Source organism: Streptacidiphilus sp. MAP12-16 (assembly GCF_041262165.1).
GTDB lineage: Bacteria > Actinomycetota > Actinomycetes > Streptomycetales > Streptomycetaceae > Streptacidiphilus.
The window spans coordinates 282,458-305,040 of sequence record NZ_JBGCBY010000004.1; the positions used below are offsets into that span (position 1 = coordinate 282,458).

The window sequence follows — 22,583 nt, forward strand, 5'->3', positions numbered from 1 at the left end:
AGCGGCGCCCCGCATCCCTGCGCTTGGAGCGGCTTTGGAGTCGATGACGAGAAGGTGCCCCCTCTGAGTGCAGCTCAGACCGACGGATACCGACGCTCTGACCTGGTTCTTCGGCAAGACTCGGTCGTCGTCGATCTTGCCGTTCCTAATTCGGGACGAAGAGGCCAGCTGAAATCTCTGCCGAACCATGATCTGCATGAAGCAAGTCTTCGTGCTGTACCCGGCACACGCGCACCTGCACGGCATGGCCCGCCGCCCCGACAGATCGAGGCAGCGGGCCATCTGGGGGGTGCTGATACTGCAGGGTTCAGCCGGTGTAGTAACCCTCGATGTCGGCCGCGATGTTCACGCTTCCGGCGGAGTTGTAGATGTCGATCGAACCGTCAGGACCGACGGGCACCAGGGCGAGGCCCGCGCGCACGGTGCCCTTACCGAGGTTGAGGTTGGAACTGTTCGGCAGGGCGGAGCCGTCCGCGAAGGCGCCGATCCAGGTGTCGGCCGTCGGAGCGATGCCGGTCAGGTTCACCAGGACCGACTGCACCCCTGCGGGGATGCCCTTGACTCCGGCGATCTGGACCACCAGTTGGGACTTGCTGCCGAGTGCGCCGGCCTTGGCGGCCCCGAGGCCGGTGCGGGTGTCCAGGACCCGGGAGGGGTTGACCGGGAAGTACGAAGAACCGGCCACCTTCGGTGACGCCGAGTCCCAGACGACGTAGCCCTGCACGTCGGCGATGAGGTCGACGCTGCCCGTGCGGTTGTAGAGCGTGACATTGCCGTACTGGTCGACCGGCGCCAGCACCTGGTTGGAACTGGTCTGCCCAGTCGAGAAGTTGAGGATCGAGGTGGTGGGCACCTTGCTGCTCTGCTGGACGGCGACATAGCTTGGGTCACTGGCGTTGGTCTCGGTCACATTAAGGATCACCGCCGAGATACCTGCCAGCGTCGCGTTCGGCAACGCGCTGGTCGGCAACGGGAACGAGACCGAGCCGCCGGCTCCGACCTTGTGTGTCCACGTCCCTGTCCCGTCGCGGGTGTCCAGCACCCGGGTGGGCCCCTCGGAGATGACGAAGCCTGTAGAGAAAGCAGCGGATACGCCCAAAGGAGCCGCGGTGCTGTAGTAGCCCTCGACATCCGCGACCAGGTCCACACTTCCCGCACGGTTGTAGAGATCGACGTAGCCGTCAGCGGACACCGGTACGGTGACCAGGTTTGGCACGGCCTGGTTCGGAAGCAGGTTGAGGTTGGACGCAGTCGGCACCGGGGTGCCGTCCGGGTAAGCGCCGACCCAGGTCGCGGTCGTCGCGTCGACGCCGGTCAGATTGAGCGTCACCGCGGTGACCCCGGTGGTCGGGACGCCCTGCACACCAGCCACCTTGAGCCGGACCACCCCGCCCGGGCCCACCTTCACCTTCGCCGCACCGGTACCGGTACGGGTGTCGAGGAAGCGGACCGGGCCGAAGGGCACAAGCGCACTGCCGACTCGGAGCTGCTTGGTCGTCGTAGCGGTGTTCCCGCCGTCGTCCTTCACAGTCAGCTTCACGGTGTAGGCACCCGGATTGGCGTAGGTGTGCGTGGCGTTCTGGCCAGGTGCGACGGCGACGGGCGTGGTCTCGTCGCCGAAGTCGACGCTGTAGCCGGTGATGCTCCAGTCGTCGGTCGTGCCGAGCCCGTCCGCCTGCACCGTCAGGCTCGACTGTCCGGAGGAGTGCTGCACTGAAAGGACGGGGACCAGCGGCGCGACAGCAACCACTTGCACGCCTCCACTGCCGGTGAACGTCGCACCGTCCGCCGACGTGGCGGTAATCCCTGCGGAGTAGGAACCCGTGGCGGTGTAGGTGTGGCTGACCGTGGGGCTGGAGGACACCACCGGGTCGCTGCCGTCGCCGAAGCGGAAGGTGTAGCTGACGATCTTGGTGTTCCACGGGTTGCTCTCGGTGGCGGTGACCGTCTCGGTCAGCGGTGCCGGGCCCTTGGTCGCAGACAGGATCGGCGCCACCTTGTAGGGGTCCTGGTACTCCGCCGCGCCGCGGTCGTAATAGCCGACACCGGTGCCTGTGTTGCCCACCAGGGGGTCGTCCACCCGGGCCCGGCCGATGATGTCCGTGCTCAGCTCGCCGGGCGCGCTCACGTCCGCCGAGTCGATGTTCAGCGCCTGCATCTGGACCCCGGTCGGGCCGGGGGTCAGTACCTCGGACAGCTCATGGAACCCGTGGCCCGTCGCCTGCAGTGCGGTCGGCGTCGCGTAGGACTGCCCGGCCCAGCTGTACAGGGCGCCGGTGGAGGCGGTCTGGATCGTGTTGTAGTCGTAGACGGTTCCGACCGCGGAGCCGACCGAGACCACGACCGGCGTGCTGGTGCCGTAGTAGCACCCACCGGCCCCGGTCCCGAGCGTGACGGCGTTGTTCTCGACCGTCGCTCCCGAGGACGCGCCGGTCAGGGATATCGCGGTGTTGCAAGCGTCTGAATCGGTGAAGGTATTGCTGACGATCACCGTGCCCGGTGCGTCGACGGCGGTCACCGCAGGCTGCCCCAAGTAATCGAACTGGTTGGTCGTCAGCACCGTCCCGGTGGCCCCGGAGGCCACCGCAACCCCTGTGGTGTGCGACACGTCGCTGATCTGAGTGCGGCTCAGAGTGAACGAACTGCTCTGCCCGTCCACCGTCAGAGCCGGGGAGACGGCAGTGTTCGTACCGCCTCCCCATATCCGGCTCCGATCCACGGTGACACTTGTGGACCCCGAAACGGCAACAGTAGGTGCATCGATGTTCGTCCAGACGAAGAGGCCGCTCACCCGCACGTCGTGCACATGGTCGAAGGCCAGCGTCGGCCCTGAGCCGCCAACCTGGGTCATCAACGAGGGCAGGCCCCCGCTCGCGGGACCAGTGATAGTGATCGGCGCGGACGCCGTGCCCGAGGTCTTGATGTCCACGGGCTGGTAGTGCCCGTAGGCCACCTGCACCGTGTCCCCCGGCTTCGCCGCATCCACGGCAGCCTGGACGCTGCAGTACGGCTGCGCGGCCGTCCCGGCGGCTACGGCGCTGTCGGAGCAGTTGGCCGCCGTCGCGTTGCTGACGTAGAGCGTGCTGCCGTCGGCGAAGGTCGTGGTCGGGACGGCCACTAGTGCCATCCCGGCCACGACACCGAGAGCAACCGCGACGGCTGTCGATCGAGAAGGCACAGAAACTCCACGGGTCTCGGCAAGTCAAGCGGAGCACATGATGCACCCCGCTGCCGACGCCTTCGATAGCGGGGTGCGCGCGGCCACCCGACTACGCCCCCGCGTATCACCCGTTCGCGTCCTTCCCGGACAAGTTCACGCCCCGAAGCACACGCGGACAACGCCGTTCCGCTGTGCACTGGCCCTCCACGTCGGCGGGCACGTTCACCAGAACGCGCCTGCCCTCGGCCAGGACGGCGTGGTGGCGGTGTTCCAGGGGACCCCGAGGCCTTCCGCGACGCGCTCCCGGTTGAGCTCGTCGAAGGCGCGGGCGCCCCTCCACGCGGACCGATCGGTCGCCCGAGCGCGCGGGATCACCCTCACGGGTGACGTTGCGAAAGACACGCCTAGCATCCGCTGGGAACCGCGTACACCTCGGTGAATCGCCATTCATCGGTGCTTCCATCACCTTGATTGTTGTACACCAGCACACCCAGGGCCACTGTTCCCCGGACCTCCGACAGCGAAATGTGGGAGGTGTTGTGGGGGTAGCCGATCAATGCCCCGCCGTTGACGGACAGCCACATACTGTCGATGGGGACGCCCGACGTATTGATGTCCAGCGCAATCACCCCGCGGCAGTCGATGGTGGCCGTTGCCTTCGGCGGTGTGGTGCCGTGCAACGGGGGGACCGCGACTCCCTGCAGGATCACTGTCCGGGTCAACGGGGGTGGGGTCGTGGACTGTGCGATGGTCAGGTTCAGCAGATGGATCTTGACCTCGGCGTCGGCGTGGAGGAACAGGACCTGCATGTGCAGCGCGACGTCGGCGTCCAGGGTGAAGCCGAGCCTCCACCAGGGGGTGTTCGCGGGATTGACGGTGCCGGTGAGGTCGGCGGTCAGGGCGACGTCGGGTCCGGCCACGTTGTAGAGCTTCCCTTGAAGGTCACCGACGAGAGCCACATCGGCCGTGCCGACAGCAGGGCTCACACTGGGGCCGGTGTGACTGATCGTATTGGTGATGCTTTGGTAGGGGGATGCCGTGCCGGTAGTGCTGTCAAAGGAGAGTCCGGCGTTGGCGGTGATGTTCTGGGTGAGCGAGGTAGAGATCGAGGCCGTGCCGTTGATCGTCGCTTTGAGGGTCAGGGTGAAGACCGGGACGATCACGACGGGCACGTCGCCGACGAAGAAGGTAATCGGCTTGAAGGTGTAGGTGTCGAGTCGGGTGTCCCACTGGCAGGTTGCTGTGCCGTTGAACTGGACGCTCGCGCCAAGGGTTTCGCTGATCTGGGCGCCGATGCTGGCGCTCAGGGTCGGGATGAGGCCTCGGTGGCCGAGGTCCGCGTGAAAGTAGAGGGTCGGCGTGATGCTGTGTTGAGTGTCGACGTGGGAGCTGCTGTCTCCGGTGCACGGATTGTGGGTCGTGCCGGTGATCGGTCCGCCAGGCACCGTGCCCGCGACGGCGCGTGCCTGAAGTTGCCGGACCGCTAGAGCGCCGGTGTGTCCGGTCGCTGCGGCCGGGCTGCCAGGGCTTGTCTGGACGGTTGCGACATCATCTGCGCCCAGTGGCGCGGCCAAGGTGATATCGGCGATGCCGAGTGCCTGCTGCAGGGTCGCCGGCTGGGTCTGCGCGATGATGTTGCCGTTGGCGTCGGTACTGGTTCCGGTCACCTGGGCGAGGAGGCCATCTGGGGTGGCCGCGGTGGAACCCGAGGTGATGATCTGACCGACGTTCGGCGGCGTGGACCCGGCCGCGATGGTGACGCTCTGGTTCGCACCCGGCGCTCCGCTCACGGCTGTGATGGCACCGGCAGCTGGGACGACGGTTGAGGAGGGGACGTCGATGCCGCCGATGAAGTAGCCGTTCAGGTCGATGACGTAGTTCGTTGCGCTGGAGGCGTTGTACACGTCCACTGCGCCGTCCACTCCGAGCCCGGCCAACGTGAGGTTCGCGGTAGTCGCGTTCGCGGAGGCGTTGACGTCCGAGGTCGCAGGCCTGGCGGTCAACGAGGGGTAGACCGTCGCGAAGTTGGCTTGTGGAGGCGTGATCATCGTGACCGTCAGCGCCGCGGCGGTCGGTGGCATCGCCGCGTCGGCGGCGGGCAATGCTGCCTGGCCGGCTACCTGCACCGGCAGGACGCCGGACGCCGCGACCGGCTGCTTCACCGCGCCGGTGCCGACCCGGGTGTCGACGAGCCGGTGAGGGGCCGTCGCGACATAGTACGACCCTCCTGCGCTCGGGTCGCTGCCGTCGGTGTACCACCCGGCGACATCGGCGATCAACTGGGCTCTCCCGGCCTTGTTGAACAGCGATACCTGGCCTCCCGATCCCAGTAGCACGACCACCCGGTTTGCTACCGTTTGACCTTGGACGAAGTTCACCGACGACGTGTCCGGCAGTGTCCCGCCGGTCGGATAGACCGTCACATACCCGTCGGCCGTCGGAGTAGTGACCGTCGTATTCAGCACGACGGCGGACACCCCCGTCGCCGGGACCCCGCCGCGCCCCGCGACCTGCAAGGTGACGCTCCCGCCAGGCCCTGGCTCGGCCCCGCCAACACTGCTGCGGGTGTCGAGCAACCTGGAGGGCGCCAGCGAATGGAAGAGACCCGTGGACGATGCCGCAACCGTGGACGCCGCCGCGGGGGTCGAGTAGTAACCGGAGACGTCAGCGACCAACTGAGTCGTCGTTGATGAATACAGCACAACGGCGCCCCCCGAGCCGAGTTGCGCGACCACGAGGCTCGCCAGCGTCTGATGCGCGCTGAAATTCATGCTCGACGCTGTGGGCCGAGACGCACCCGCCGGGTAGGCGGTCACATACCCGCCGCCCACAGGTCCGGTCACCGTTACATTTAGCGCGACAGCAGCCACCCCGCTGCTGGGGACCCCACCTCGGCCGGTGACCTGCAGTGTGACGGACGTCGTGGCTCCTTGCGGGGCGCCAAGGCCCGACCTGGTATCCAGCAGCCGAGCGGGCTTCAGCGCCGTGAGTGTGCCCCCTGGCGCCTGGACCTGAACCGGACTCGCCGCGTTGATCGAGGTACCGGCACCGGCCCCCGTCAGCGCCGCGACCGAGACCGTGTACGGCACGCCCGGCCGCAGACCCGTCAGAACCGCCGAGTCGGCGCCCGGCGGCACTGACACGCTAGTCAACTGCGGAGACGCGGAGACCACGTACCCCGTCACGCCCGCAGTGTCACCGTCTATCCACGACACGGCGGCATTGAGTCCCTGCACGGACGCGACCACGTTTGTCGGATCGGTCGAACCGGGTGCTGCCGTTGCCGGACTCACCCCCAGCGCCGATCCCAAGACCGCCAGCACGAGAACGCAGCCGAAACGCGCCAATCGACGCATCAATCCCCCCAGAAGGTGCACCCCCGCGCACCGCGCGGCATGAGCGGAGTGTAGGCGTGCTGAGTCTGCGTCACTAGGGTTACGTACGAGCCAGGATGTCCTTCATGTACTTCATGTACCTTCTGAAACACGCTCCCCAACGTGCCTCCCCCCGTGGGTGGCAACCGCGGCCGATATCCGGGGCAGCAGCCCTCGGGTCAGATGACGGAGAGCCAGGTCGCCCGACGCCAGGGTGGTGGGATTCAGCTTCGCGCGGCTGATGAGGAGGGCCTCCGGCGGACTGCCTGCGGAGGGCCCCGGGGAGCAGCAGCGGGTGTCGGCGGTGGCCCGGCCAGCGGCGGGGAAGCCGTTCACTGTCAGGCGAGGTGCGAGGCCAGCACGCCACGCTCGCCGAGCAGTGTCCTGAGCGACAAGGCGGGATCCGTGGCGGTGGTGATGGCGGTGGCCTGCGTATCGCTGATCCTGACGGTGGGGAGCCAGCCGTGCTCGGCCGGCAGCAGATCGGCAAGCGCGTCCCGGTAGGCGCGCTGACGATGGCGGCCACCGTCGCCCGGGAAGAGCGGCGGCTTCGGCTTGGCGAATCCGCCACCGGGTTCGAGCCCGGTCCGGGCGTGGGAGCGAGCCTGCCATTGCGTAGCGTCGAAGCCGAGCTTCAGGGTCGCCTGGTAGTACTCCAGGGTCAGAGCGCGGGCCCCGGTGAAGTGCTGCTGTTCGCCTACCTCCAGGATCTGCTGCTGCCCATCCGCGTAGGTCAGCACGACGTCCAGGCTTCGCCACTCACGAACAGGGGCGTGCTCGGGCAGGACCAGCCCCGTCAGCGAACCGTAGATCGCCGAAACCGTCTCCCACATGCCAGCGCGCTCGACTCGCCCCGGCCGCCGTAGCCAGGCCGGACAGCTTTCAGGTTCGATCTCCGCCCTCACTACCGCAGTCGGTAGAGCAGCGATGCCGTTTTGTAGTGCCTTCACACCCACTCCTAGCGGCCGATCAACTCCGGCCTCAGCCCGTTGGCTTCGAACGGATCTTTTGGGCTCTTACATGATTTTCGTAGGCGTTGATCGGGATCGTGGGAGGTCGGTGGCTGGAGCAGGCGGGTGGCTGCTGAAGCAGTGGTCTGCGAAGTGTGTTGGTCGGTAGGGTGTCCGCCTGCCGATCAAGGAGTCGAAGGAGTCTCATGACCTCCGAGGGACACGTCAACGCGGCCCGTAGCAAGGTCTTCGGTGAGGTGGCCGAGCTTTACGATGCCGCCCGCCCCGGTTACGCGGACGCGATGGTCACGGAGGTCCTGGCGTATGCAGCTCTCGGGGGCCGTGCGGCTGTTGAGGTCGGCGCGGGCACTGGGAAGGCCACCGTGCCGTTCGCCGCGCTGGGGATTCCGTTGGTATGCGTCGAGCCCGACGCGCGCATGGCCGGGGTACTACGGCGCAACACCGCCGACTGTCCGAACGTCCAGGTCGAGGTTGGCGACTTCGAGCGGTGGCAGCCTGGCGGGCGGCACTACGGGTTGTTGTTCGCCGCCTCCGCCTGGAACTTTCTGGATCGTGACCGACGCTGGGACCTGGTCCACGCCGCACTCGCACCCGGTGGTGCGGTGGCGCTGGTCAGGAACCCGCACGGGATCCATGACGCCGGATTGCGCGCCGAACTCGCCCGCATCGGAGACCGTCACGGCATCACCGGCTCACCGCACCGCTTCCTGGCTCGCGACCTTTCCGGTGACGAGCCCGGGAACTGGGACCCGGCATGGCCCGATACCGAGTGCCGTCAGGACGGCCGCTTCACCGACCTGCGATCGGTCCGGTTCCGGCAGGACCTGCGGTACGACACCGACCGCTACCTCGGTCACCTCGCCTCGCTGTCCGCCTATCGCATCCTGCCCGATGACGATCGCGAACAGGCAATTACTGAAGCCGGCCGCCTGCTCGACGCCCACGGCGGCGGAATCGATATACTCCAGGTCACCGACCTCTTCCTCGCCCGCGCCCTGTGAAGGTGGTCAGAGAAGATGTTCGTTTGCGTTAACCACCCAGGGGTCGTAGCCCGCCTCGGTGTCGTCGGTGCTCCGGCGTGACCTGCACCGCGTCGGGTGCGCCGGCGGTGATACCCGCGCGGTAGACCTCCGAGCCGTCGCGGCATACGACCTGCACGCCGGGATGCGCGCGCAGCCACGCGGCCAGCGCCTCGGCCGTGCGGCCCTCCCACACCTCGATCGGCAGCCGGGTTAGCGTGTCGACCATGTGCGATATCCCGTGGGTTCCCGTCGGTCGGCGATCACGTGTCAGCGGTCCGACCAGGGGCTTCGCGGTCACTTGCCTCCACTTTGTTGTGGAGATCATGACGGTTCGTCGGGGTTCCTGAAGAACCATCGTGATCCATTCGGGCTGTCCGGGCCTTCGCACCATGGCGACCTGGGACAACGCGGTCAATCTGAGGAATGGACGCTCACGCGAACCCAAGGGATATCGCACAGTGAGACTCCTCCCGGCCACCCGACAGATTCGCAGTAGATCGCTTCCTGAAATCACTTGGTTACTGGTTCCATAAGCGCTTGGTCCACTCGGCGGACCGGCAAGGCAACGGGTCGGCCGCCCGTGCTGGCGCGACCGACCGTGCGGGACCGCTTGGACTTAAGAGGCCACGTAGAACGATGCCTCGCCGACGCCTCGCCATCCGGAGACCGTGTCGGCGTAGACGTACAGGGTGTAACTACCCCAACGCGAGAGGGTTTGCGTGAATTGGAGCTCGCCGTTCACTGCGGGGGTGAGTTGGCAGTTGGAGGGCGGCGCCTGCTGGAACGAGTAGCAGAAGCCGGCGATCTCCTTCCCGGCGGAAGTGCCCGTTGACGTGGCCGCAAGGGTGATCTGGACGGCCATACCCGTGTGCAGATTCGTCGCAGGACTGACCGTCGCCGTCACTGAGGTGACCACCGTGTCGGCATCGACCTGGAAGTAGCAGGTCGCACTGACCGGGGACACTGAAGCACCATTGCTTGACACCGCGTGCCAACTGTAGGAGCCGCTAGGCAAGCCGTCGAGGTAGAGGCTCATCGGAAACGGCGGTGATCCCAGACTCGGTGAGCTGTCGTAGACGCTAACCCCGTCGGGCCCGGTGATGACCGCCTCCAGGGTGTAGTCCTGGTTCGCCGTCGGCTGGGTCACGTTGGCCGTGAGGACTACCTGCCGGGCTTGAGCGGTCGCACCAACGCCCGACTCAGACGCTGCCACCCAGGGGCCAGGCGGTGAACTGGCACAGGTCTGTGTGCCATTGGCGCCGTACTCGGACAGGCCAGTCGGTGCTCCCTGCGGCAGAGCGAAGTATCCGAAGATGTCCGCGATCGCGTCCGCCTTACCCGCGGCATTGTAGATGTCGATCTTCCCGTCGGCCCCGATCGGGACCACGACCAGGTTGGAGACCGCCTGCCCGGCCACAAAGTTGACGTTCGACGCAGTCGAACGGCTCTGACCGCCCGGGTACACCGAGAAGTAACTTGCGCTCGTGGCATCTGCTGACGTGACGTTGAGGACGACCGCGGATGCACCGGTCGTCGGCACTTCCGCGACTCCACCGACCGGAACCGCGACCGACGCCCCGGCGGCGAGCGGACTCTTCGAGGACCGGGTGTCTTCAATCCGCGTTGGGGTCACCGGTGAGAAGCCACTGCCCAGCGGGGACGTGGAGTAGTAACCCTGCACGTCAACGATCGCGTCAGCGTGGCCGGCGTGATTGTAGATGTCGATCTTCCCGTCGGCCCCTACTGGCGCGACCACCAGGTTCGGCACCGGCATGCCCGTGCCGAAGTTCACGTTCGAGACTCCGGGTAGCGAGCGGCCATCCGCATAGACCGTGAAAAAGCCGGGTGTGGTGGCGTCCGCCTCCGTGACGTTCAGTACTACTGCCGACACTCCGGAAGAGGGGACTCCGGCGCGCCCTACTACCGGTACCGAGAGCGAAGCGCTCCCACCGATCGGAGACCGGGATGACCGAGTGTCGAGCAGACGGGAGGGTGCGACGGGGTAATAGGACGAACCCGCCACTGCCGTGTCGTTCGTGTAGTAGCCCTCAAGATCGGCGATGACGTCCGCGCTACCAATGTGGTTGAAGACGTCTACCGAGCCGTTCGTTACAGCAACTGTCGCCAAGTCCGACCGGGTTTCACCGGAGGAAAAGTTGAGATTGGAGCTCGTCGGCCGCGTACCTCCGTCCGGGTAGACCGTGAGATAACCGGCGGATGAGGTATCTGTCACCGTCAGGTTGAGAACTACCGCGGTGGCATCGGCAGGCAGACCCAAATGGAGTGTGACCAAGCCGCCTGAGCCCAGCGGCGCTTTGTCCGCCACGCCTATTGGTATCCGGGTATCAAGAATGCGGGTCGGTCCCGACTGCACGAATTTCCCCGGCTGAGACGGCACCAGGGGCGTGCTCGCCGATGTCACCGTGCCGGCGCGAACCTGGAGGGCCTTCGGGGTGGGACTGTCCGCAATGCTCGCGGGCGCGGCGCCCGCGATGAGGGCAACGGCCGTGGCCGAAATGAGACCTATGCGCCAGATATGCCGCGGCCAGCGACCGATGCCAATACCTTTATTCATTGGTTTATGATCCCGTGAGGCCAAGTCTTCATGAGTGAGGGATCACGTATATCACGCAGCCATGGCGAGACGAACCCAAGGGTGCCGATCGCTGCAGCGCTTCCCCGCCGGAATGTCCATATACACGATACGTGATGGCATATGTCCAGGCGAATCGCCGAAGTTCGACCGTTCAGGTATGTCCAGCTGCCCCGCAAGTCCTGCACCGCCCTCGCCTGCTGGTCCGCCCAACACCGTGGTGGCGACACACTCGACCATCGGCAGCTTCAGATCATTGAGGAGCGTCGCACTGGAGAATTCAATTCAGCCTGTGGTTGAACGGCACGACCATGCGTGACGGCAATCTGGAGCGGACGAGCATCGGCGTCTTCAAACCCGAGATCAGCCAGAGCGACTGGATCACGATCCTGGAGCAGATGCGGTGCCGCCGCATCCTGCTCTTGGAGCTGGACGCACCGGACGGCGTGAAGACTCCGCAGGTGGCCAAGGCCCTCGACTACTACCGTCGTGCCGAGAAGCACTACCAAGGTGGCGTGTGGCGGCTCACCGTAGAGGGCCTCCGACAGAGCCTTGCTGCTCTGGTGGGGAAGAAGGCTCAAGAGGGGCCGCGCCGTCGCTGACCGCGTCCGGGCCAAGGACGTTGCGCGCCGAGTCGATGCCCTTGACCCGGTAGGAGGCACGCGAGGCGAAGGCGTTGCGAAGGTCGGGGGTGACCGGGGAGTCGGGGGCCGGGGCGGTGGACCACCGCGACGCAGATGCCGCCCTGGGAGGAGTTCATGCGGTTGAACACCGTCAGCGAGTCGCGCAGCATCGAGGCGTAGGCGGGGTCCGGGCCGCTGTTCGCGGCGCTGCGCGACCGTGGGGCCATCGTGAGCGGCTGCCGCAGCCAGCGTCCAGGATCCGCCGACCGGCCACGTCTCCGGCGAGGGCCAGCACCTCGCCGTTGATCGCGTCATTCATGCCGTCGCCGCCATCTGCATCGGATTGTGCCGCCCTCACTCGGCGGCCGAGCAGACAGCACAGTGCACGCGCTCGGCCGATCCCGCCAGCTGCTTCAAACCGTCGCTCCTTGACCGCTTGATCGACTTGCCTAGATCCGAGAACCCGTGTCCCAAGGGTTTCGCCGCCGCCGAACTCCCTGTTGACGTGATGACTGCGTACGCCACGCCTTGGCGGCGGCGACTGCAAGAGCGGGGCGCACCTTCGCCTGCCGCCTACACGGCATCGCTCCCGGGGAGCAGCTTCTTCATCATGACGCCAGCTCGGTACACCCGCTCGCCGTACAGCCACCGCCTTCACGGGCATCGAACTCCCGCATGCGCCCGCACTCTTCCTGAGCAGGAGCGATGCCGTCAATCGGCTTGCCTTCCAGGGGTGTTCAGAGCGTTCATGGTGGACGGACCGAACAACGCGGTGGCCACCGCGCGGACCCACCGGGCAACTCAAGTCGCCCACCCCGGCCGGGGACCTCCCCTCATGACCACGCGTTCACCCGGAGGACCCCATGTCCCACACCAACCATGCTCCCGCCACCGACCCCCACGAGGGGCTCAGCGGCATCCCGAAGTCCCTCTACGAGGCGGTCCTCGCCCAGCCCGGAAGCAGCGCCGCCGCCCTCGCCAGCGCCGCCGGAATCGGTCGCTCCACCGCCGGGAAGGTCCTGACCGTCATGGAGAGCCAGGGCCTGATCCGCCGCGAGGTCGGCGGCAACGAGGACGGCCGCCGCCAGCCCGACCGCTGGAACACCACCGGCGAGTCGAACCCAACCACCAACGCACGGGAGGGCCGGCAAGGCGAGGAGACACAACCGCCGGTCGACCAGCAGGAAGTCACCGAGGGGCAGCCGCTCACCAACACCTCGTCCCCGGACTTCGGGGACGACCAGCTGACCGGTGATGCAGGCCCGCACGACGGGCCCGAGGCCGACCGGCTCGGGGACCGGGCCAGCAGCCCCGGCAGCGGCGTCACGGCAGCGGAAGACGACGTGCAGCAGCCGGACGATGTGGCTGCCGCTACGCAACCTCCGGCGAACGGGTTCTACCAGGAGAGCGACCTGATCCCGGACGCCGAGCTGCAGTCCACGGCGGGCGACAACACCCCCGCGCCGCCCGCGTCGGCCCCAGGGGTAGCGGCGGGGGCCGTGTGCCCGACGTGCGGGCACCGGACGGGTACGCCGGGCGTACGAACGGTCGACGCAGGGGCCCGGCTGGGGCAGGGCGGACTGCACCAGCTCGCCCTGGAGCACCTGCGCGCACACCCCGACCAGGAATGGACCTCCACCGGCATCGGCAAGGCCATCGGCCGCTCCTCGGGGGCCATCGCCAACGCGCTGGCAACCATGGTCACGCGCGGCGAGGCCGAGCTCACCTGCGCGGCCCCGCGCCGATACCGGGCACTGTCCCAGCCCGTACCGACCCCCTGCGGGTAAATGATCACTGCTGCCAGTCGTGTCCCCTGCACCGCGTGCAGGGGACACAGCCTCTTGTCCTGACGGCGAGTTGGCACGATGGGCGGCATGGTGAAAGCAGCGCTTCCCGAGCCAGTCCGGTCAGGAATTGATCGCGTTTCTGGAGCTCGGGGACGAACTGCAGGAGGCGTTCCTCGCCTTGGAGGACCGCGACCGCGAGGAGGTCGTCGACGCCCTCGCGCGCATCGCCCGCCGCGGCCTGGCCGCCTGAATGCTGGTCGGGGACGCGCTCGCGGGCCGCTTCCTGCCAGTGCAGTGGCAGGACACGTTGGCCGTGCCGCTGTTTGTCCTGCTCGCCGCCCCGTATCTGTTTTTCGCGCTGGCTCCGGGGCTGCCCGTCGCGGTGGTAGTGGTCGCGGTCGCCACGTTCGGTACGCGGCAGGGCTGCTGCTGCAGGACCGACTGATGGCACTGACGCCCGAGGAGCTGAGCGGGCAGGCGTTGGTGCTGCACACGTCCGGGATGCTCACCATGCAGGGCGTGGGGCGGTGGTGGCTGCTCGGTGGCAGAGCTGACGTCGCCCATCACTGGCATGGTGGCAACGGCGGCCGTCTCGCTGGTCGCGACCCTGTTGCTGGCGCACGGGCTGCGATGCGGCGCGGGAGCCAGCGAAGCGAAGGGCACGGAGAAGGACGCCGTCCCCGTCACGCAGTGACGGGCCCGCGTGCACGCGACTTCGACCTCGTTTCCACACGGCTTCGATCTGGGCGAAGCAGTCTGTACGTATGCTGGCTTCGAGTGACGATCTGTCACGGTTATGTGCCTCCGTGTTCGACTCCATGGCCCGCCTCGACCAGCGTCGCTAGGCCGCCTCGATCGCCGGTTTAGCCGTCATCGTCCTGGCCGCGCTGCGCATGATGGGCGGAGCACGGAAGGACCGGGTCAATGCCTCGGCGCAGAGGCCGGGACGAGGCGGCGGTGAAGCGGACGCAGATGCCTACCGCGCGCTGATCGAGTCAGCGGAACAGCGACACGAATCCGCCAACGATGAGCAGCAGGCCGGTTGCTATGCAGGGCGAGCCCAGGGCAATCAGCGTCCATCCGAACACTCGCAGGGCTCGGCTCGGCCCGTGCGAGTGGAGCACCATCAGCTTGTCCCCGGCTCGGAAGGGGGCCGGCGGCGGAGCGTCGGCGCGTCCCTTCCGGCGTTGGGTCTGTCCCGACCAGAGGAAGACCAGGCCGAGCAGCAGGGCGAACGCCCCGGCTTCGAGGGTGCTGCCCGGCGTTTGGTGCTGCGTTGCCGCGTAGTAGGTGATCACTCGTGTTCCTCCCCTGGCAGGGTTGCCGGGGGCGATCTCCTCACGGGGTGATGAGCAGTGTCAAGCGCTGCCCGCAACGCCTGGGGAGCGGCGCTGACCAGCCCTCGCGTCCTACCCTCGGACCGGAGCCTCTGCCGTGTCCCCCGTCGGCTGGGGCTTGGCCATGCCCGGACCCTCAACCCCACACATCGGGTCCGCCGCGGTGCCAGCCGACCTGCTCCGGGTCGCGCGGATCCAGATCCTCCAGCCCGGCCCGGCGGGCGAACTCGACGACGTGCGCGAGCGTGAAGGCCCGGCCCACCGGCCGGCGCAGGATCTCGATGCGCCGGAAGGGCGGGTCCCCGTAGACGGGCGGGAACACGATGACCGGCGGATGGGTCGGCAGATCCATGACCTGATGGTCCGCCCGGACGGATTCACCCGTATTGCGGCCACGTTCGAGGCTTGCGACTCCGGCCGACGAGTCGCAACCATGTCCGTCCGAGTTGCCGAATGCTGGGCGGCGCAGTCCCATTCCATGTACAGCACCTTCGAACGCTGGGTATCCGTTGAGCAACTCTCCGAAGCAGCCGCATGCGCCGCTGCCATGATCCGGGGATGTACCGAACCCTCACCCTCATCACGACCGCCGCTGTGCTTGCGCTCGCCGGATGCGCCACCACGGCCGCGCCGAGCAGCGACACCGCGACCAGCGGAGCCAGTACCAGCGTCGTCGTACCCGCCAGCCCCGCAGCACCCACCGCCGAAGCCGCCGGCTCCGTCGACGCCACCCACGCCATGACCCAGCTCGCCGCCAAGGTCCACGCCGCGAAGCAGACATCCGTCGTCACCGAAGCCAACGACGGCAACAACCTCATCGGCCGGCCTCACGAATACACCTCGAAGGTCACCTTCAAGGACACCCGCATCCCCGCGTCCGAACTCCAGATGGAGACCGCGCTCGACGTCGAATACGGCGGATCCATCGAGGTCTTCGCCACCCCCGAAGACGCCGCGGCCCGCGCCAAATACATCCAGGCCGTCACCGCCGCGCTGCCCACGGCCGCCGAATACGACTATGTCCACGGCGATGTCCTCGTGCGCGTCTCCCGCTTCCTCAAGCCCAGTCAGGCCAAGGACTACCAGGCTGCCGCCAACAGCATCGGCTGACGCATACCCCCCAACGGCGAGGCGCCCCGCACCAGTCCGGTACGGGGCGCCTCTGCAAGCCTGGGGTCAGGCCGGGGTGATGTTCTCGGCCTGGGGGCCCTTCTGGCCCTGGGTGACGTCGAAGGTGACCTTCTGGCCTTCCTGGAGCTCACGGAAGCCGGAGGCGTTGATGTTCGAGTAGTGGGCGAAGACGTCAGCGCCGCCGCCGTCCTGCTCGATGAAGCCGAAGCCCTTTTCGGCGTTGAACCACTTCACGGTGCCACTGGCCACGATGCTGCTCCCTGTCCGGGATCGCGAGGTACGCACTGGCGCGTACCTCAGGGTTGAGGTGATCGCCCTGGTCCTCGGACTGCTGGTGAGCGGAACATCGGAGCCACGACTGCTAGCGGGAAAGTTATCGGATCCGCGTTCGCCTGGCTACGGGGCGCTGCCGAGTAGGTCGTGGCCCGGTGATGCAGAGATACGGCGAGGCGCCTCGGGGTGCCTCGCCGTATCTCATGGAGTGCGCTTACTTCTGCGCGGCCTTGGCCTTCCACTTGGCGATCTGCGCGGCCGAGGGTGCGTAGATCCGGGTGGCGTCGTTGACGGACCCGGCCTGATTGCCCTCGACCAATACCGTGTCACCGCTCGCGAGCACCGACTCGGTGGTCTTCTTGCCGTCGCGGGTGATCTTCAGCTTCGGGTCGGCGGTCCAGGTCCAGGTGGTGCCGTCCGCGCTCTTGACCGTCAGTGTCGTCCCGGACACCGCGGTGACCTGGCCGCGCTGCCACTCGCGGGTCACGTACTGGCCGGTCTTGCCGTTCTTCACCGTCACCTGGCCATGCACGCCGCGCGGTGCGTGCCGGTGATGCTTGGCCTTGGCCTTCGCTGCGGCGGTGCTGGTGGACTTGGCCGGGCTGGAGCTGGTGGCCGCGTAGGCGGTGGCCCCGCCAGCTGCCAGGATGCCGGCCAAGACGACCGCTCCCGCCACGGTTCCGCGCCGACGCAGGGACAGCTTGCCCATGATGCTCTCCGTCTTCCTCTTGGCAGGCGTCCCGCCCGCCCGTTGCCGTTCCGTACCGTCGGGACGGTAAGCCGGCTCTTTGTGGAAATCGTGTGGTGCTGATCGCAGCCTTTGGGGCGGTGTACGCCGCTGCGCTGCCTACCGGGGAGTGGGTATGCCCTCGAGGGTGCACGCCGCGCGGACCCGGCCTCCTAAGCCCTCACGCCGCCGCGAAACCCGGCCCTATTTGCTGCCACGGCTCGGGAGCGGCACTGAGTCACCCTCGGGCCGGTCAGCGGGACTTACCCGGTGGCATCGTCCTCGGCGACATGTGGAGTGGTTGATTCCTCCCTGGCCATCACCAGCGCGTAGAAGCGCCGCTGAGCCGGCCAGACCACTGCGGTCACCACGGTCCCCAGGACGACCGCAGCGAGGGACTCCCATCCCGCCCAGTGCCGACTCCTGAGGCCGAGTGCAACGAGCGGGAACAGCAGCGACGCCATCATGAACGCCAGGAGCGCAAAGGCCGCCCCGAGGTGCTGGACGGCCCACGTCACCGGAAACCTGACGCGCTTGGACATGGCCAGCCAGAACCACGAGGCGCCAACGAGCTCCCCCACTGCCCACCGCGGACCGCAGAACGCCAGGACGACCAGTGCGCAGAACGGCGGCATGCACGCCAGGAGGATGCGCTGCCCAACTGTCAAAGGGCGTCGGGATTGCCTACTGGGCTGGGGATTCACAGACGCGATTATCCGATTTTGATTCGGCTTGGCCAATCCCCGCGCAGTCACGACGCGGCCATGAAAACGGTGACCCTGTCTGTCGTCCTGGCCGCGCTGCGCATGATGCGCGGCATACGCAAGGACCAGGCAAAGGCCGCAAAGGCGGCGCGCAAGGGGCGCTGACCTGCCCGCGCAGCCGTACGGTGAATTGAAGCCTCTGCTGCAGCCCCTCGCGAGCAGGGGCTTCACCACGGCCGATCATCAGGCCGGCGATCGGTCGCTGACGACGAGCTCGCAGTTGGCCTCATCGTTCATCACGCGGAAACCGGATTCGATCAACACCACTGTCAGCGCGAGATGCATGGCGGTACGCATCCGCGCGATAGCCGCCGACGTCTCAGCCGCCGCGTCATACGCATGCGTCGCGGCACTCACCGCGGCCAACTCCTCACTCGGAATCCAGCGCACCACGACGAGGGTCCCTCCGCCCGTGCGCTCAACACCGGGCCGCCCTCACTGGACATCCTAGGGTCGAATCCCGCCCGGCGTAGCGAGCGAAGCACACGACCGAGCAGAGTCTCCTCGCCGCTTGTCATGGCCAGCATGGTAGAGCGCGGAATTCATATTCTGACGCCCGTCGGCGGACGTTTCGGCAAGCCATGCCGGACTACTCCGCCTCCCGGGCGTGGGAGCCGCCGCCGATCCAGTGCACGCGGCCGGGTGCTTCGAGGTCGAGGTCCTCCAAGCCGGCCTGGCGGCAGAACTCGGCCACGTCCGCCAGGCGGTACGCCTTGCCGACCTGCACGCCCAAGATCTCCACGCGCCGAAACGGCGGGATGGCGTCAACGACCGGGTGCGCGACGACAAGCGCGTGATGCTGGTGAGCCGCGTCGGGTGTGCTTTCGCTCATGTGTTCAGCGTCCCCGCTCCGCGGCGCCTCGGCACCCCGAACGCGTGAGCGGGAACCCCTGGGCAAAGAGTGGGGGTTGGGGTTCCCGCTCAGCCGGGCCCACGGGGGACGTACGCCCAGGGGCGCCGACCGAGCCCTCGTACAGCCGCCCGGCGCCACAACCAGTAGACCCGACGCTGGAGGCGGGTGGCAGCGAAGGCGCGGCGGAGGGGCCGGCTTCCACCCGTCCGGCCGCTGTAGTACAGCAATGGGAGGCTCCCGCTGCAGGTCCGCAGCCGGGAGCCTCCCGGGGTCGGGGAGAAGATGTTCCCGGTCCGGATGCTGGCCATGTCCGCCAGGGAGCGAACCAGCACGGCTCAGCCTGGGGCGCGGTTCACGGCTGCAATCTCGTGCGGCCGTACGGGGGACGGCGGCGTGTCGCCATGCACAAGGAGGCCGGGCGAGTCGTTGCTCCCACGGCGACAACTCAACCGCAGGGATCCGCCCACGGCTGGACGCGCATGCGGTGCCCTCTGGGCGACCGAGCTCTAGCGTCGGCACCATGAACGGCTACGCCGCGGTCTATGAGATCGCCACGCACAGGCACTGGCACCTCGGTGGCAGCAGTTCATCGGTAGAGAGCATCGGCAAGGTGCACGCCGCTGAGACCCAGTCCGACGGCCGCGCGCCCGGACCGTTGACACTGTGCGGCCTGGACACTGCGGATCTCCGCGCCGTGCCGCTCGACAACCCCACCGACCTTTACCCCACCTGGTATCCGCCTGGGGACCACGTCCACACCGTCTGCCAGAGATGCAACAGGCTCGCAACCGCGCATTGACCCTCCGGGGAAGGCCCGCAGCCCCCTGCCGTTCTGGGTCGCCGGTGCCGGTGCCCGGGCCGGTGGTGCGGCCCGGACTCGGCGGCGCGCTGGTTCAGCAGCGGGTCGGCTCGGGGGTTTCGAGGTGGGTGTAGGCGTCGATCTGGGCGTGGAGTTGTTCGCGCAGGAGGTCCTGGCGGTGCAGGCACAGGTCGATCTCCGCACCCAGGGTGGTCATGGCGGCGCTCGCGAAGCAGGGGGTGACCCGTGCCCCGGCGGCGAGACGGTCGGCGTACTCCCGCAGGGTGGTCAGGTGCCGGGCCAGGGTGTCGGCGGTTGCGTCCAGGCGCGCTGCGGTGTCAGCGAGTTGGGCCGCGATCAGTGCCAGGGCCGGGGTGCCGTGCTTCTCGGCGCGGGCGAGCAGGTCGCGGGGGCGGGGCGCGCCGAGGCGCTGGTGGATCAGGTGGCGTCCGGGTGAGCGGACCGGGTCCGGAAAGGCGGCCGGGCTCGCCGAACCGGCGGTGGCGGTAGCGGGGTTGGGGGTCATTGCGGTACTTCCCTTCGAGGAGCGGCGGGGTGGGGGTGCCGCCCTGGGCGCGGGCGGCACCGGTGACGTGGGGTCGGCTGGGGGTGGTCGGTGGGGTGCGGGTCAGGTTTCGGTGGCCAGGGTGTGGGCGAGGGCCTGGTCGGGGCCGTGGTGGAGGGTGCCGTCGGGCAGGAGCATCTGGCCGCTTGCGGTGACCAGGGCCAGGTGCAGGGTTCCGTCGCCGGTGCGGCCGGTCAGGAGGTCGCCGGGGTGGAGGTGTCCGGCGGCCAGCAGCGGGGCGAGTTCGCCGGTCGGGGTGGGGTCGGGGTCCGCGATGGCCAGTTCGGGTGCGCGGGCGGCGAGTTGCAGGGCGCGGGCCACCGTGGGGCGAACCTGTTCGACCCAGTCGCCGGGGTGGGTGTCCTCGGTGACGCGCTGGGGGCCGCACCGGCCGCCGAGGCGGATCAGGACGGCGGTGCCGTGCGGGGCGGGGGTCCAGGTGATGCCGACCCGGCCGGGGGGCAGCGGCCGGTTGGCGGGGTGGGGAAGGGCGGTGAAGGCCATGCCGTGGGCGGGGTCGACACGCAGGGCGATGACCTCGGCGACATCGGCGGGCATGACCGCGCAGGTGCGCAGGTCCAGCGGCTCGGGGGTGGTGTCCATGGGTGTTCCCTTCAGGTGGGCCGGGCGGCGGGCTACCGCCCGGCGGGCGGGGTCAGGAGTTCGGGTGGTCGGGGTGGACCGGGCACTGCCATACGGCGTGGCCCACCACGCGCTGGTAGGTGTTCAGGTCCTCGTCGAGTCCGGGGGCGAGGTGGACGGTGTAGTGGCAAGCGCGCAGCATCCGGGCGGCGTTGCTCGCCTGCGCGTTCTCCTCTGCGGCGCTCTGGTCGTAGGCCAGGCGGTAATAGCCCCGGGTGAAGAAGTCCTCGGGCCGGAAGGAGGCCCGGGTCAGGATCAGGGCGACCAGGGGGTCGTAGCCGTGGGCCTGGGTTCCGGTGGTGGCATGGCGGCAGATGACGATCTCGACGTCGGGGGTGACGGCCATGGCAGGCCTCCTTCGCGGATGCTCCGGGTGGGGCGGGACCGGTCGGTGGTCCCGCCCTCGGGTGGCGGGTTTTCAGCGGTGGCGCAGGGCGAAGGGCAGGGGCGCGTCGGGGTGGGTGGTCCAGGGGATGTGGACCGGGGCCAGCCAGCCGGTGCCGCGCGGGTTGGCGGGCCGGACCTCCAGGCCCTGGGGCGTCATCAGGTACACCCACCAGTGCCACAGGGGGTCGGCGTCGTGGTGGGTGAGGAGTTGGGGCTCCTCGCACCGGTCGCCGTGGCAGTAGCACTGCGGCGCGCCGAGGCTGCGGGGGGCGGTGCCGGGTTCGGTGAAGCCGATGTCCCCGGTGACCTCGAGCCCGAGGGAGGACCATCCGGCGGGGTGCCGGTCCAGCAGGAGCTGCTGCATGGCCTCCAGGTCCGTACCGAAGCTGTCCTGGTAGAGGGCGAGCAGGAGGGGGACGCGGGCGGTGGGCTGGCCGTCGTGGTGGACGTAGCGTCCGGCGAAGCCGTCCGGGGTGGGGCGGGCGATGATGGAGCGCATCGACATGCGGATCAACTCCTTGATCGGGTCCGGTAGGGGGTCCGGGGCACCGCCACCGGGACGGCGGCACCCCGGGAGCGGGTGGGGGTCAGCGGGCGGCGGCCCAGGGGTCGGGCAGGGCCCCGCCGCGGGCGAGCCAGCCGTCGAGGGCTTCGATGCCTTCGAGTGCCTCGCGGGCCAGGTCGGCCCAGTCGCGGTCGGGATGGTTGTCGATCTCGTCGATGCGGGTGGTGAGTTGGCGCAGGGCGCGCAGGATCGTGTTCGGGTCCATCGGGTGCTCCCCAGATGTCGGTTGGCGGGCGATCGGGCGGGGTGGCGGGTCCGGCCGGGGTGGCCGGACCCGGTGCGGCGCGCTAGGGGCGGTCGGCGGAGCCGGGTTCGGGCAGGAGTTCCACGTGGCGGTGGCCGCCGAGGACACTGGTGACCCGGGGCATGCCGTCGTCGGGGTCGAGGGTGATCTGCGACCAGCCCCGGCCGAAGGTCATGCCGTTCGCGACGGTGACCACCCGTCCCCGGAAGGTCACCTGGCTGCCCGTCTCGCCGTGGCCGTCCGCTTCCATCTCGTGTGTGCACATGGTGGTGAATTCCACCAGCCGCCCCGCGTCGTACGGCCGCATTTCGACCGCATTCACGAATTCCCGTTCCGCCATTTCCTGGTCCTTTCTCGCGCCCGCCGGGCATGGGTGTCCCCGGGTAGAGTTTCCCTGGGGTATTCCGCCGGGCGGCTTTCTCGTTTCCCGGTATTCCCGGGCACATTTCAAAGATAGCTCGACGTCGCCGACGAGTCGAGCCGGAATAGGGCTGGGAATTGCTGGAATTCTCGCGAATTCACGACGCTTTTGAATTCGATTCCCAGGGGCCTCGACGCAAAGCGTCGTGGAGGCCGCCGACCTCGACCGGTCAGCAGGCCCACCCGGGCCAGCGCGGCGAGGCGCCGATGGTGATCACCGGCCCCGCCGGCCTCCCCAAGATCCTTTTGCGTCGCGTGGCCGCGCTCGGGCCTCCGGCATACCGGGGCGGCGGGCCACCCACACGGAGCGGATAGGGCTCCGCCGGCCGGGTTGGCACCGTCTGCC

General features: G+C 68.3%; 26 protein-coding genes. 8 read left to right on the plus strand and 18 right to left on the minus strand.

Annotated elements, in window-relative coordinates; translation table 11 throughout:
• Positions 1 to 307 precede the first annotated feature (307 nt).
• The 3 genes from ABIA33_RS06855 to ABIA33_RS06865 all read right to left on the minus strand — a co-directional run bounded on the left by ABIA33_RS06855 (position 308) and on the right by ABIA33_RS06865 (position 7,367).
• The gene (locus tag ABIA33_RS06855) at positions 308 to 3,178 is read right to left on the minus strand and encodes a PKD domain-containing protein (RefSeq protein WP_370078177.1); all 2,871 of its coding nucleotides are present in this window, start codon (positions 3,176 to 3,178) and stop codon (positions 308 to 310) included.
• A gap of 386 nt (positions 3,179 to 3,564) precedes the next feature.
• On the minus strand, positions 3,565 to 6,507 hold the full coding sequence (locus ABIA33_RS06860) for a beta strand repeat-containing protein (RefSeq protein WP_370078179.1): 2,943 nt from the start codon (positions 6,505 to 6,507) through the stop codon (positions 3,565 to 3,567).
• A gap of 365 nt (positions 6,508 to 6,872) precedes the next feature.
• On the minus strand, positions 6,873 to 7,367 hold the full coding sequence (locus ABIA33_RS06865) for a hypothetical protein (protein WP_370078181.1): 495 nt from the start codon (positions 7,365 to 7,367) through the stop codon (positions 6,873 to 6,875).
• 323 nt (positions 7,368 to 7,690) lie between these two features.
• On the opposite strand from ABIA33_RS06865, the gene ABIA33_RS06870 reads away from it, so the two are divergent.
• Positions 7,691 to 8,506 (plus strand): trans-aconitate 2-methyltransferase, encoded by an 816-nt coding sequence (locus ABIA33_RS06870; protein ID WP_370078183.1) that lies wholly within the window; start codon positions 7,691 to 7,693, stop codon positions 8,504 to 8,506.
• A 28-nt stretch (positions 8,507 to 8,534) separates the two neighbouring features.
• Here the strand turns inward: ABIA33_RS06870 and ABIA33_RS06875 are convergent, their stop codons facing one another.
• Both ABIA33_RS06875 and ABIA33_RS06880 read right to left on the minus strand, forming a co-directional pair.
• Positions 8,535 to 8,753, minus strand: coding sequence for a hypothetical protein (locus ABIA33_RS06875; protein ID WP_370078185.1), 219 nt, complete (start codon positions 8,751 to 8,753; stop codon positions 8,535 to 8,537).
• Positions 8,754 to 9,143: 390 nt separating this feature from the next.
• A complete protein-coding gene (locus ABIA33_RS06880; protein ID WP_370078187.1) occupies positions 9,144 to 11,102 on the minus strand; it encodes a hypothetical protein in 1,959 nt (652 codons plus the stop codon).
• A 314-nt stretch (positions 11,103 to 11,416) separates the two neighbouring features.
• Between ABIA33_RS06880 and ABIA33_RS06885 the strand changes: the two genes are divergently transcribed.
• The 5 genes from ABIA33_RS06885 (at position 11,417) to ABIA33_RS06905 (ending at position 14,224) form a co-directional block, all read left to right on the plus strand.
• Positions 11,417 to 11,722 (plus strand): hypothetical protein, encoded by a 306-nt coding sequence (locus ABIA33_RS06885; protein ID WP_370078189.1) that lies wholly within the window; start codon positions 11,417 to 11,419, stop codon positions 11,720 to 11,722.
• Positions 11,723 to 12,606: 884 nt separating this feature from the next.
• Positions 12,607 to 13,530 carry a hypothetical protein gene (locus ABIA33_RS06890; protein WP_370078191.1) on the plus strand — a complete coding sequence of 308 codons (924 nt, stop codon included), beginning with the start codon at positions 12,607 to 12,609 and terminating at the stop codon, positions 13,528 to 13,530.
• A 127-nt stretch (positions 13,531 to 13,657) separates the two neighbouring features.
• The gene (locus ABIA33_RS06895; protein WP_370078193.1) at positions 13,658 to 13,780 is read left to right on the plus strand and encodes a hypothetical protein; all 123 of its coding nucleotides are present in this window, start codon (positions 13,658 to 13,660) and stop codon (positions 13,778 to 13,780) included.
• Positions 13,781 to 13,975 (plus strand): hypothetical protein, encoded by a 195-nt coding sequence (locus tag ABIA33_RS06900; protein ID WP_370078195.1) that lies wholly within the window; start codon positions 13,781 to 13,783, stop codon positions 13,973 to 13,975.
• A 96-nt stretch (positions 13,976 to 14,071) separates the two neighbouring features.
• Entirely contained in the window at positions 14,072 to 14,224 is a 153-nt protein-coding gene (locus ABIA33_RS06905; protein WP_370078197.1) for a hypothetical protein, read from the plus strand.
• 301 nt (positions 14,225 to 14,525) lie between these two features.
• Here ABIA33_RS06905 and ABIA33_RS06910 read toward each other — a convergent pair whose 3' ends face one another.
• Together ABIA33_RS06910 and ABIA33_RS06915 are read right to left on the minus strand one after the other, a co-directional pair.
• A complete protein-coding gene (locus tag ABIA33_RS06910; RefSeq protein WP_370078199.1) occupies positions 14,526 to 14,828 on the minus strand; it encodes a hypothetical protein in 303 nt (100 codons plus the stop codon).
• Positions 14,829 to 15,003: 175 nt separating this feature from the next.
• On the minus strand, positions 15,004 to 15,219 hold the full coding sequence (locus ABIA33_RS06915; RefSeq protein ID WP_370078201.1) for a hypothetical protein: 216 nt from the start codon (positions 15,217 to 15,219) through the stop codon (positions 15,004 to 15,006).
• Positions 15,220 to 15,425: 206 nt separating this feature from the next.
• Between ABIA33_RS06915 and ABIA33_RS06920 the strand changes: the two genes are divergently transcribed.
• Positions 15,426 to 15,977 (plus strand): hypothetical protein, encoded by a 552-nt coding sequence (locus tag ABIA33_RS06920; protein WP_370078203.1) that lies wholly within the window; start codon positions 15,426 to 15,428, stop codon positions 15,975 to 15,977.
• Positions 15,978 to 16,043: 66 nt separating this feature from the next.
• Here ABIA33_RS06920 and ABIA33_RS06925 read toward each other — a convergent pair whose 3' ends face one another.
• The 5 genes from ABIA33_RS06925 to ABIA33_RS06945 form a co-directional block, all read right to left on the minus strand.
• Positions 16,044 to 16,247, minus strand: coding sequence for a cold-shock protein (locus ABIA33_RS06925; RefSeq protein ID WP_370078205.1), 204 nt, complete (start codon positions 16,245 to 16,247; stop codon positions 16,044 to 16,046).
• A 238-nt stretch (positions 16,248 to 16,485) separates the two neighbouring features.
• Positions 16,486 to 16,980 (minus strand): DUF5666 domain-containing protein, encoded by a 495-nt coding sequence (locus ABIA33_RS06930; RefSeq protein ID WP_370078207.1) that lies wholly within the window; start codon positions 16,978 to 16,980, stop codon positions 16,486 to 16,488.
• Between the two features lie 281 nt (positions 16,981 to 17,261).
• A complete protein-coding gene (locus ABIA33_RS06935) occupies positions 17,262 to 17,633 on the minus strand; it encodes a hypothetical protein (protein WP_370078209.1) in 372 nt (123 codons plus the stop codon).
• A 312-nt stretch (positions 17,634 to 17,945) separates the two neighbouring features.
• Complete coding sequence (locus ABIA33_RS06940) at positions 17,946 to 18,155, minus strand: hypothetical protein (RefSeq protein WP_370078211.1); 210 nt, start codon at positions 18,153 to 18,155, stop codon at positions 17,946 to 17,948.
• A 196-nt stretch (positions 18,156 to 18,351) separates the two neighbouring features.
• Entirely contained in the window at positions 18,352 to 18,594 is a 243-nt protein-coding gene (locus ABIA33_RS06945; RefSeq protein WP_370078213.1) for a hypothetical protein, read from the minus strand.
• A gap of 541 nt (positions 18,595 to 19,135) precedes the next feature.
• On the opposite strand from ABIA33_RS06945, the gene ABIA33_RS06950 reads away from it, so the two are divergent.
• Positions 19,136 to 19,414 carry a hypothetical protein gene (locus ABIA33_RS06950; protein ID WP_370078215.1) on the plus strand — a complete coding sequence of 93 codons (279 nt, stop codon included), beginning with the start codon at positions 19,136 to 19,138 and terminating at the stop codon, positions 19,412 to 19,414.
• Positions 19,415 to 19,508: 94 nt separating this feature from the next.
• Here ABIA33_RS06950 and ABIA33_RS06955 read toward each other — a convergent pair whose 3' ends face one another.
• The 6 genes from ABIA33_RS06955 to ABIA33_RS06980 form a co-directional block, all read right to left on the minus strand.
• A complete protein-coding gene (locus tag ABIA33_RS06955) occupies positions 19,509 to 19,940 on the minus strand; it encodes a hypothetical protein (RefSeq protein ID WP_370078217.1) in 432 nt (143 codons plus the stop codon).
• 102 nt (positions 19,941 to 20,042) lie between these two features.
• On the minus strand, positions 20,043 to 20,582 hold the full coding sequence (locus ABIA33_RS06960) for a hypothetical protein (protein WP_370078219.1): 540 nt from the start codon (positions 20,580 to 20,582) through the stop codon (positions 20,043 to 20,045).
• 52 nt (positions 20,583 to 20,634) lie between these two features.
• Positions 20,635 to 20,967 (minus strand): hypothetical protein, encoded by a 333-nt coding sequence (locus ABIA33_RS06965; protein ID WP_370078221.1) that lies wholly within the window; start codon positions 20,965 to 20,967, stop codon positions 20,635 to 20,637.
• 72 nt (positions 20,968 to 21,039) lie between these two features.
• Positions 21,040 to 21,513 carry a hypothetical protein gene (locus ABIA33_RS06970; RefSeq protein ID WP_370078223.1) on the minus strand — a complete coding sequence of 158 codons (474 nt, stop codon included), beginning with the start codon at positions 21,511 to 21,513 and terminating at the stop codon, positions 21,040 to 21,042.
• Between the two features lie 82 nt (positions 21,514 to 21,595).
• Positions 21,596 to 21,778: a hypothetical protein gene (locus ABIA33_RS06975; protein ID WP_370078225.1), complete on the minus strand. Its 183-nt coding sequence runs from the start codon at positions 21,776 to 21,778 to the stop codon at positions 21,596 to 21,598.
• Between the two features lie 82 nt (positions 21,779 to 21,860).
• Positions 21,861 to 22,157, minus strand: a complete 297-nt coding sequence (locus tag ABIA33_RS06980; RefSeq protein WP_370078227.1) for a hypothetical protein — start codon at positions 22,155 to 22,157, stop codon at positions 21,861 to 21,863.
• Positions 22,158 to 22,583 lie beyond the last annotated feature (426 nt).

Coding starts and splice junctions, on each gene's coding strand:
- ABIA33_RS06870 (WP_370078183.1), top strand. CDS start 7,691: ATGACCTCCGAGGGACACGTCAACGCGGCCCGTAGCAAGGTCTTCGGT.
- ABIA33_RS06900 (WP_370078195.1), top strand. CDS start 13,781: ATGCTGGTCGGGGACGCGCTCGCGGGCCGCTTCCTGCCAGTGCAGTGG.
- ABIA33_RS06890 (WP_370078191.1), top strand. CDS start 12,607: ATGTCCCACACCAACCATGCTCCCGCCACCGACCCCCACGAGGGGCTC.
- ABIA33_RS06875 (WP_370078185.1), bottom strand. CDS start 8,753: ATGGTCGACACGCTAACCCGGCTGCCGATCGAGGTGTGGGAGGGCCGC.
- ABIA33_RS06920 (WP_370078203.1), top strand. CDS start 15,426: ATGTACCGAACCCTCACCCTCATCACGACCGCCGCTGTGCTTGCGCTC.
- ABIA33_RS06945 (WP_370078213.1), bottom strand. CDS start 18,594: ATGAGCGAAAGCACACCCGACGCGGCTCACCAGCATCACGCGCTTGTC.
- ABIA33_RS06980 (WP_370078227.1), bottom strand. CDS start 22,157: ATGGCGGAACGGGAATTCGTGAATGCGGTCGAAATGCGGCCGTACGAC.
- ABIA33_RS06955 (WP_370078217.1), bottom strand. CDS start 19,940: ATGACCCCCAACCCCGCTACCGCCACCGCCGGTTCGGCGAGCCCGGCC.
- ABIA33_RS06935 (WP_370078209.1), bottom strand. CDS start 17,633: ATGCCGCCGTTCTGCGCACTGGTCGTCCTGGCGTTCTGCGGTCCGCGG.
- ABIA33_RS06965 (WP_370078221.1), bottom strand. CDS start 20,967: ATGGCCGTCACCCCCGACGTCGAGATCGTCATCTGCCGCCATGCCACC.
- ABIA33_RS06975 (WP_370078225.1), bottom strand. CDS start 21,778: ATGGACCCGAACACGATCCTGCGCGCCCTGCGCCAACTCACCACCCGC.
- ABIA33_RS06970 (WP_370078223.1), bottom strand. CDS start 21,513: ATGTCGATGCGCTCCATCATCGCCCGCCCCACCCCGGACGGCTTCGCC.
- ABIA33_RS06950 (WP_370078215.1), top strand. CDS start 19,136: ATGAACGGCTACGCCGCGGTCTATGAGATCGCCACGCACAGGCACTGG.
- ABIA33_RS06880 (WP_370078187.1), bottom strand. CDS start 11,102: ATGAATAAAGGTATTGGCATCGGTCGCTGGCCGCGGCATATCTGGCGC.
- ABIA33_RS06930 (WP_370078207.1), bottom strand. CDS start 16,980: ATGGGCAAGCTGTCCCTGCGTCGGCGCGGAACCGTGGCGGGAGCGGTC.
- ABIA33_RS06865 (WP_370078181.1), bottom strand. CDS start 7,367: ATGTGGGAGACGGTTTCGGCGATCTACGGTTCGCTGACGGGGCTGGTC.
- ABIA33_RS06915 (WP_370078201.1), bottom strand. CDS start 15,219: ATGGATCTGCCGACCCATCCGCCGGTCATCGTGTTCCCGCCCGTCTAC.
- ABIA33_RS06960 (WP_370078219.1), bottom strand. CDS start 20,582: ATGGACACCACCCCCGAGCCGCTGGACCTGCGCACCTGCGCGGTCATG.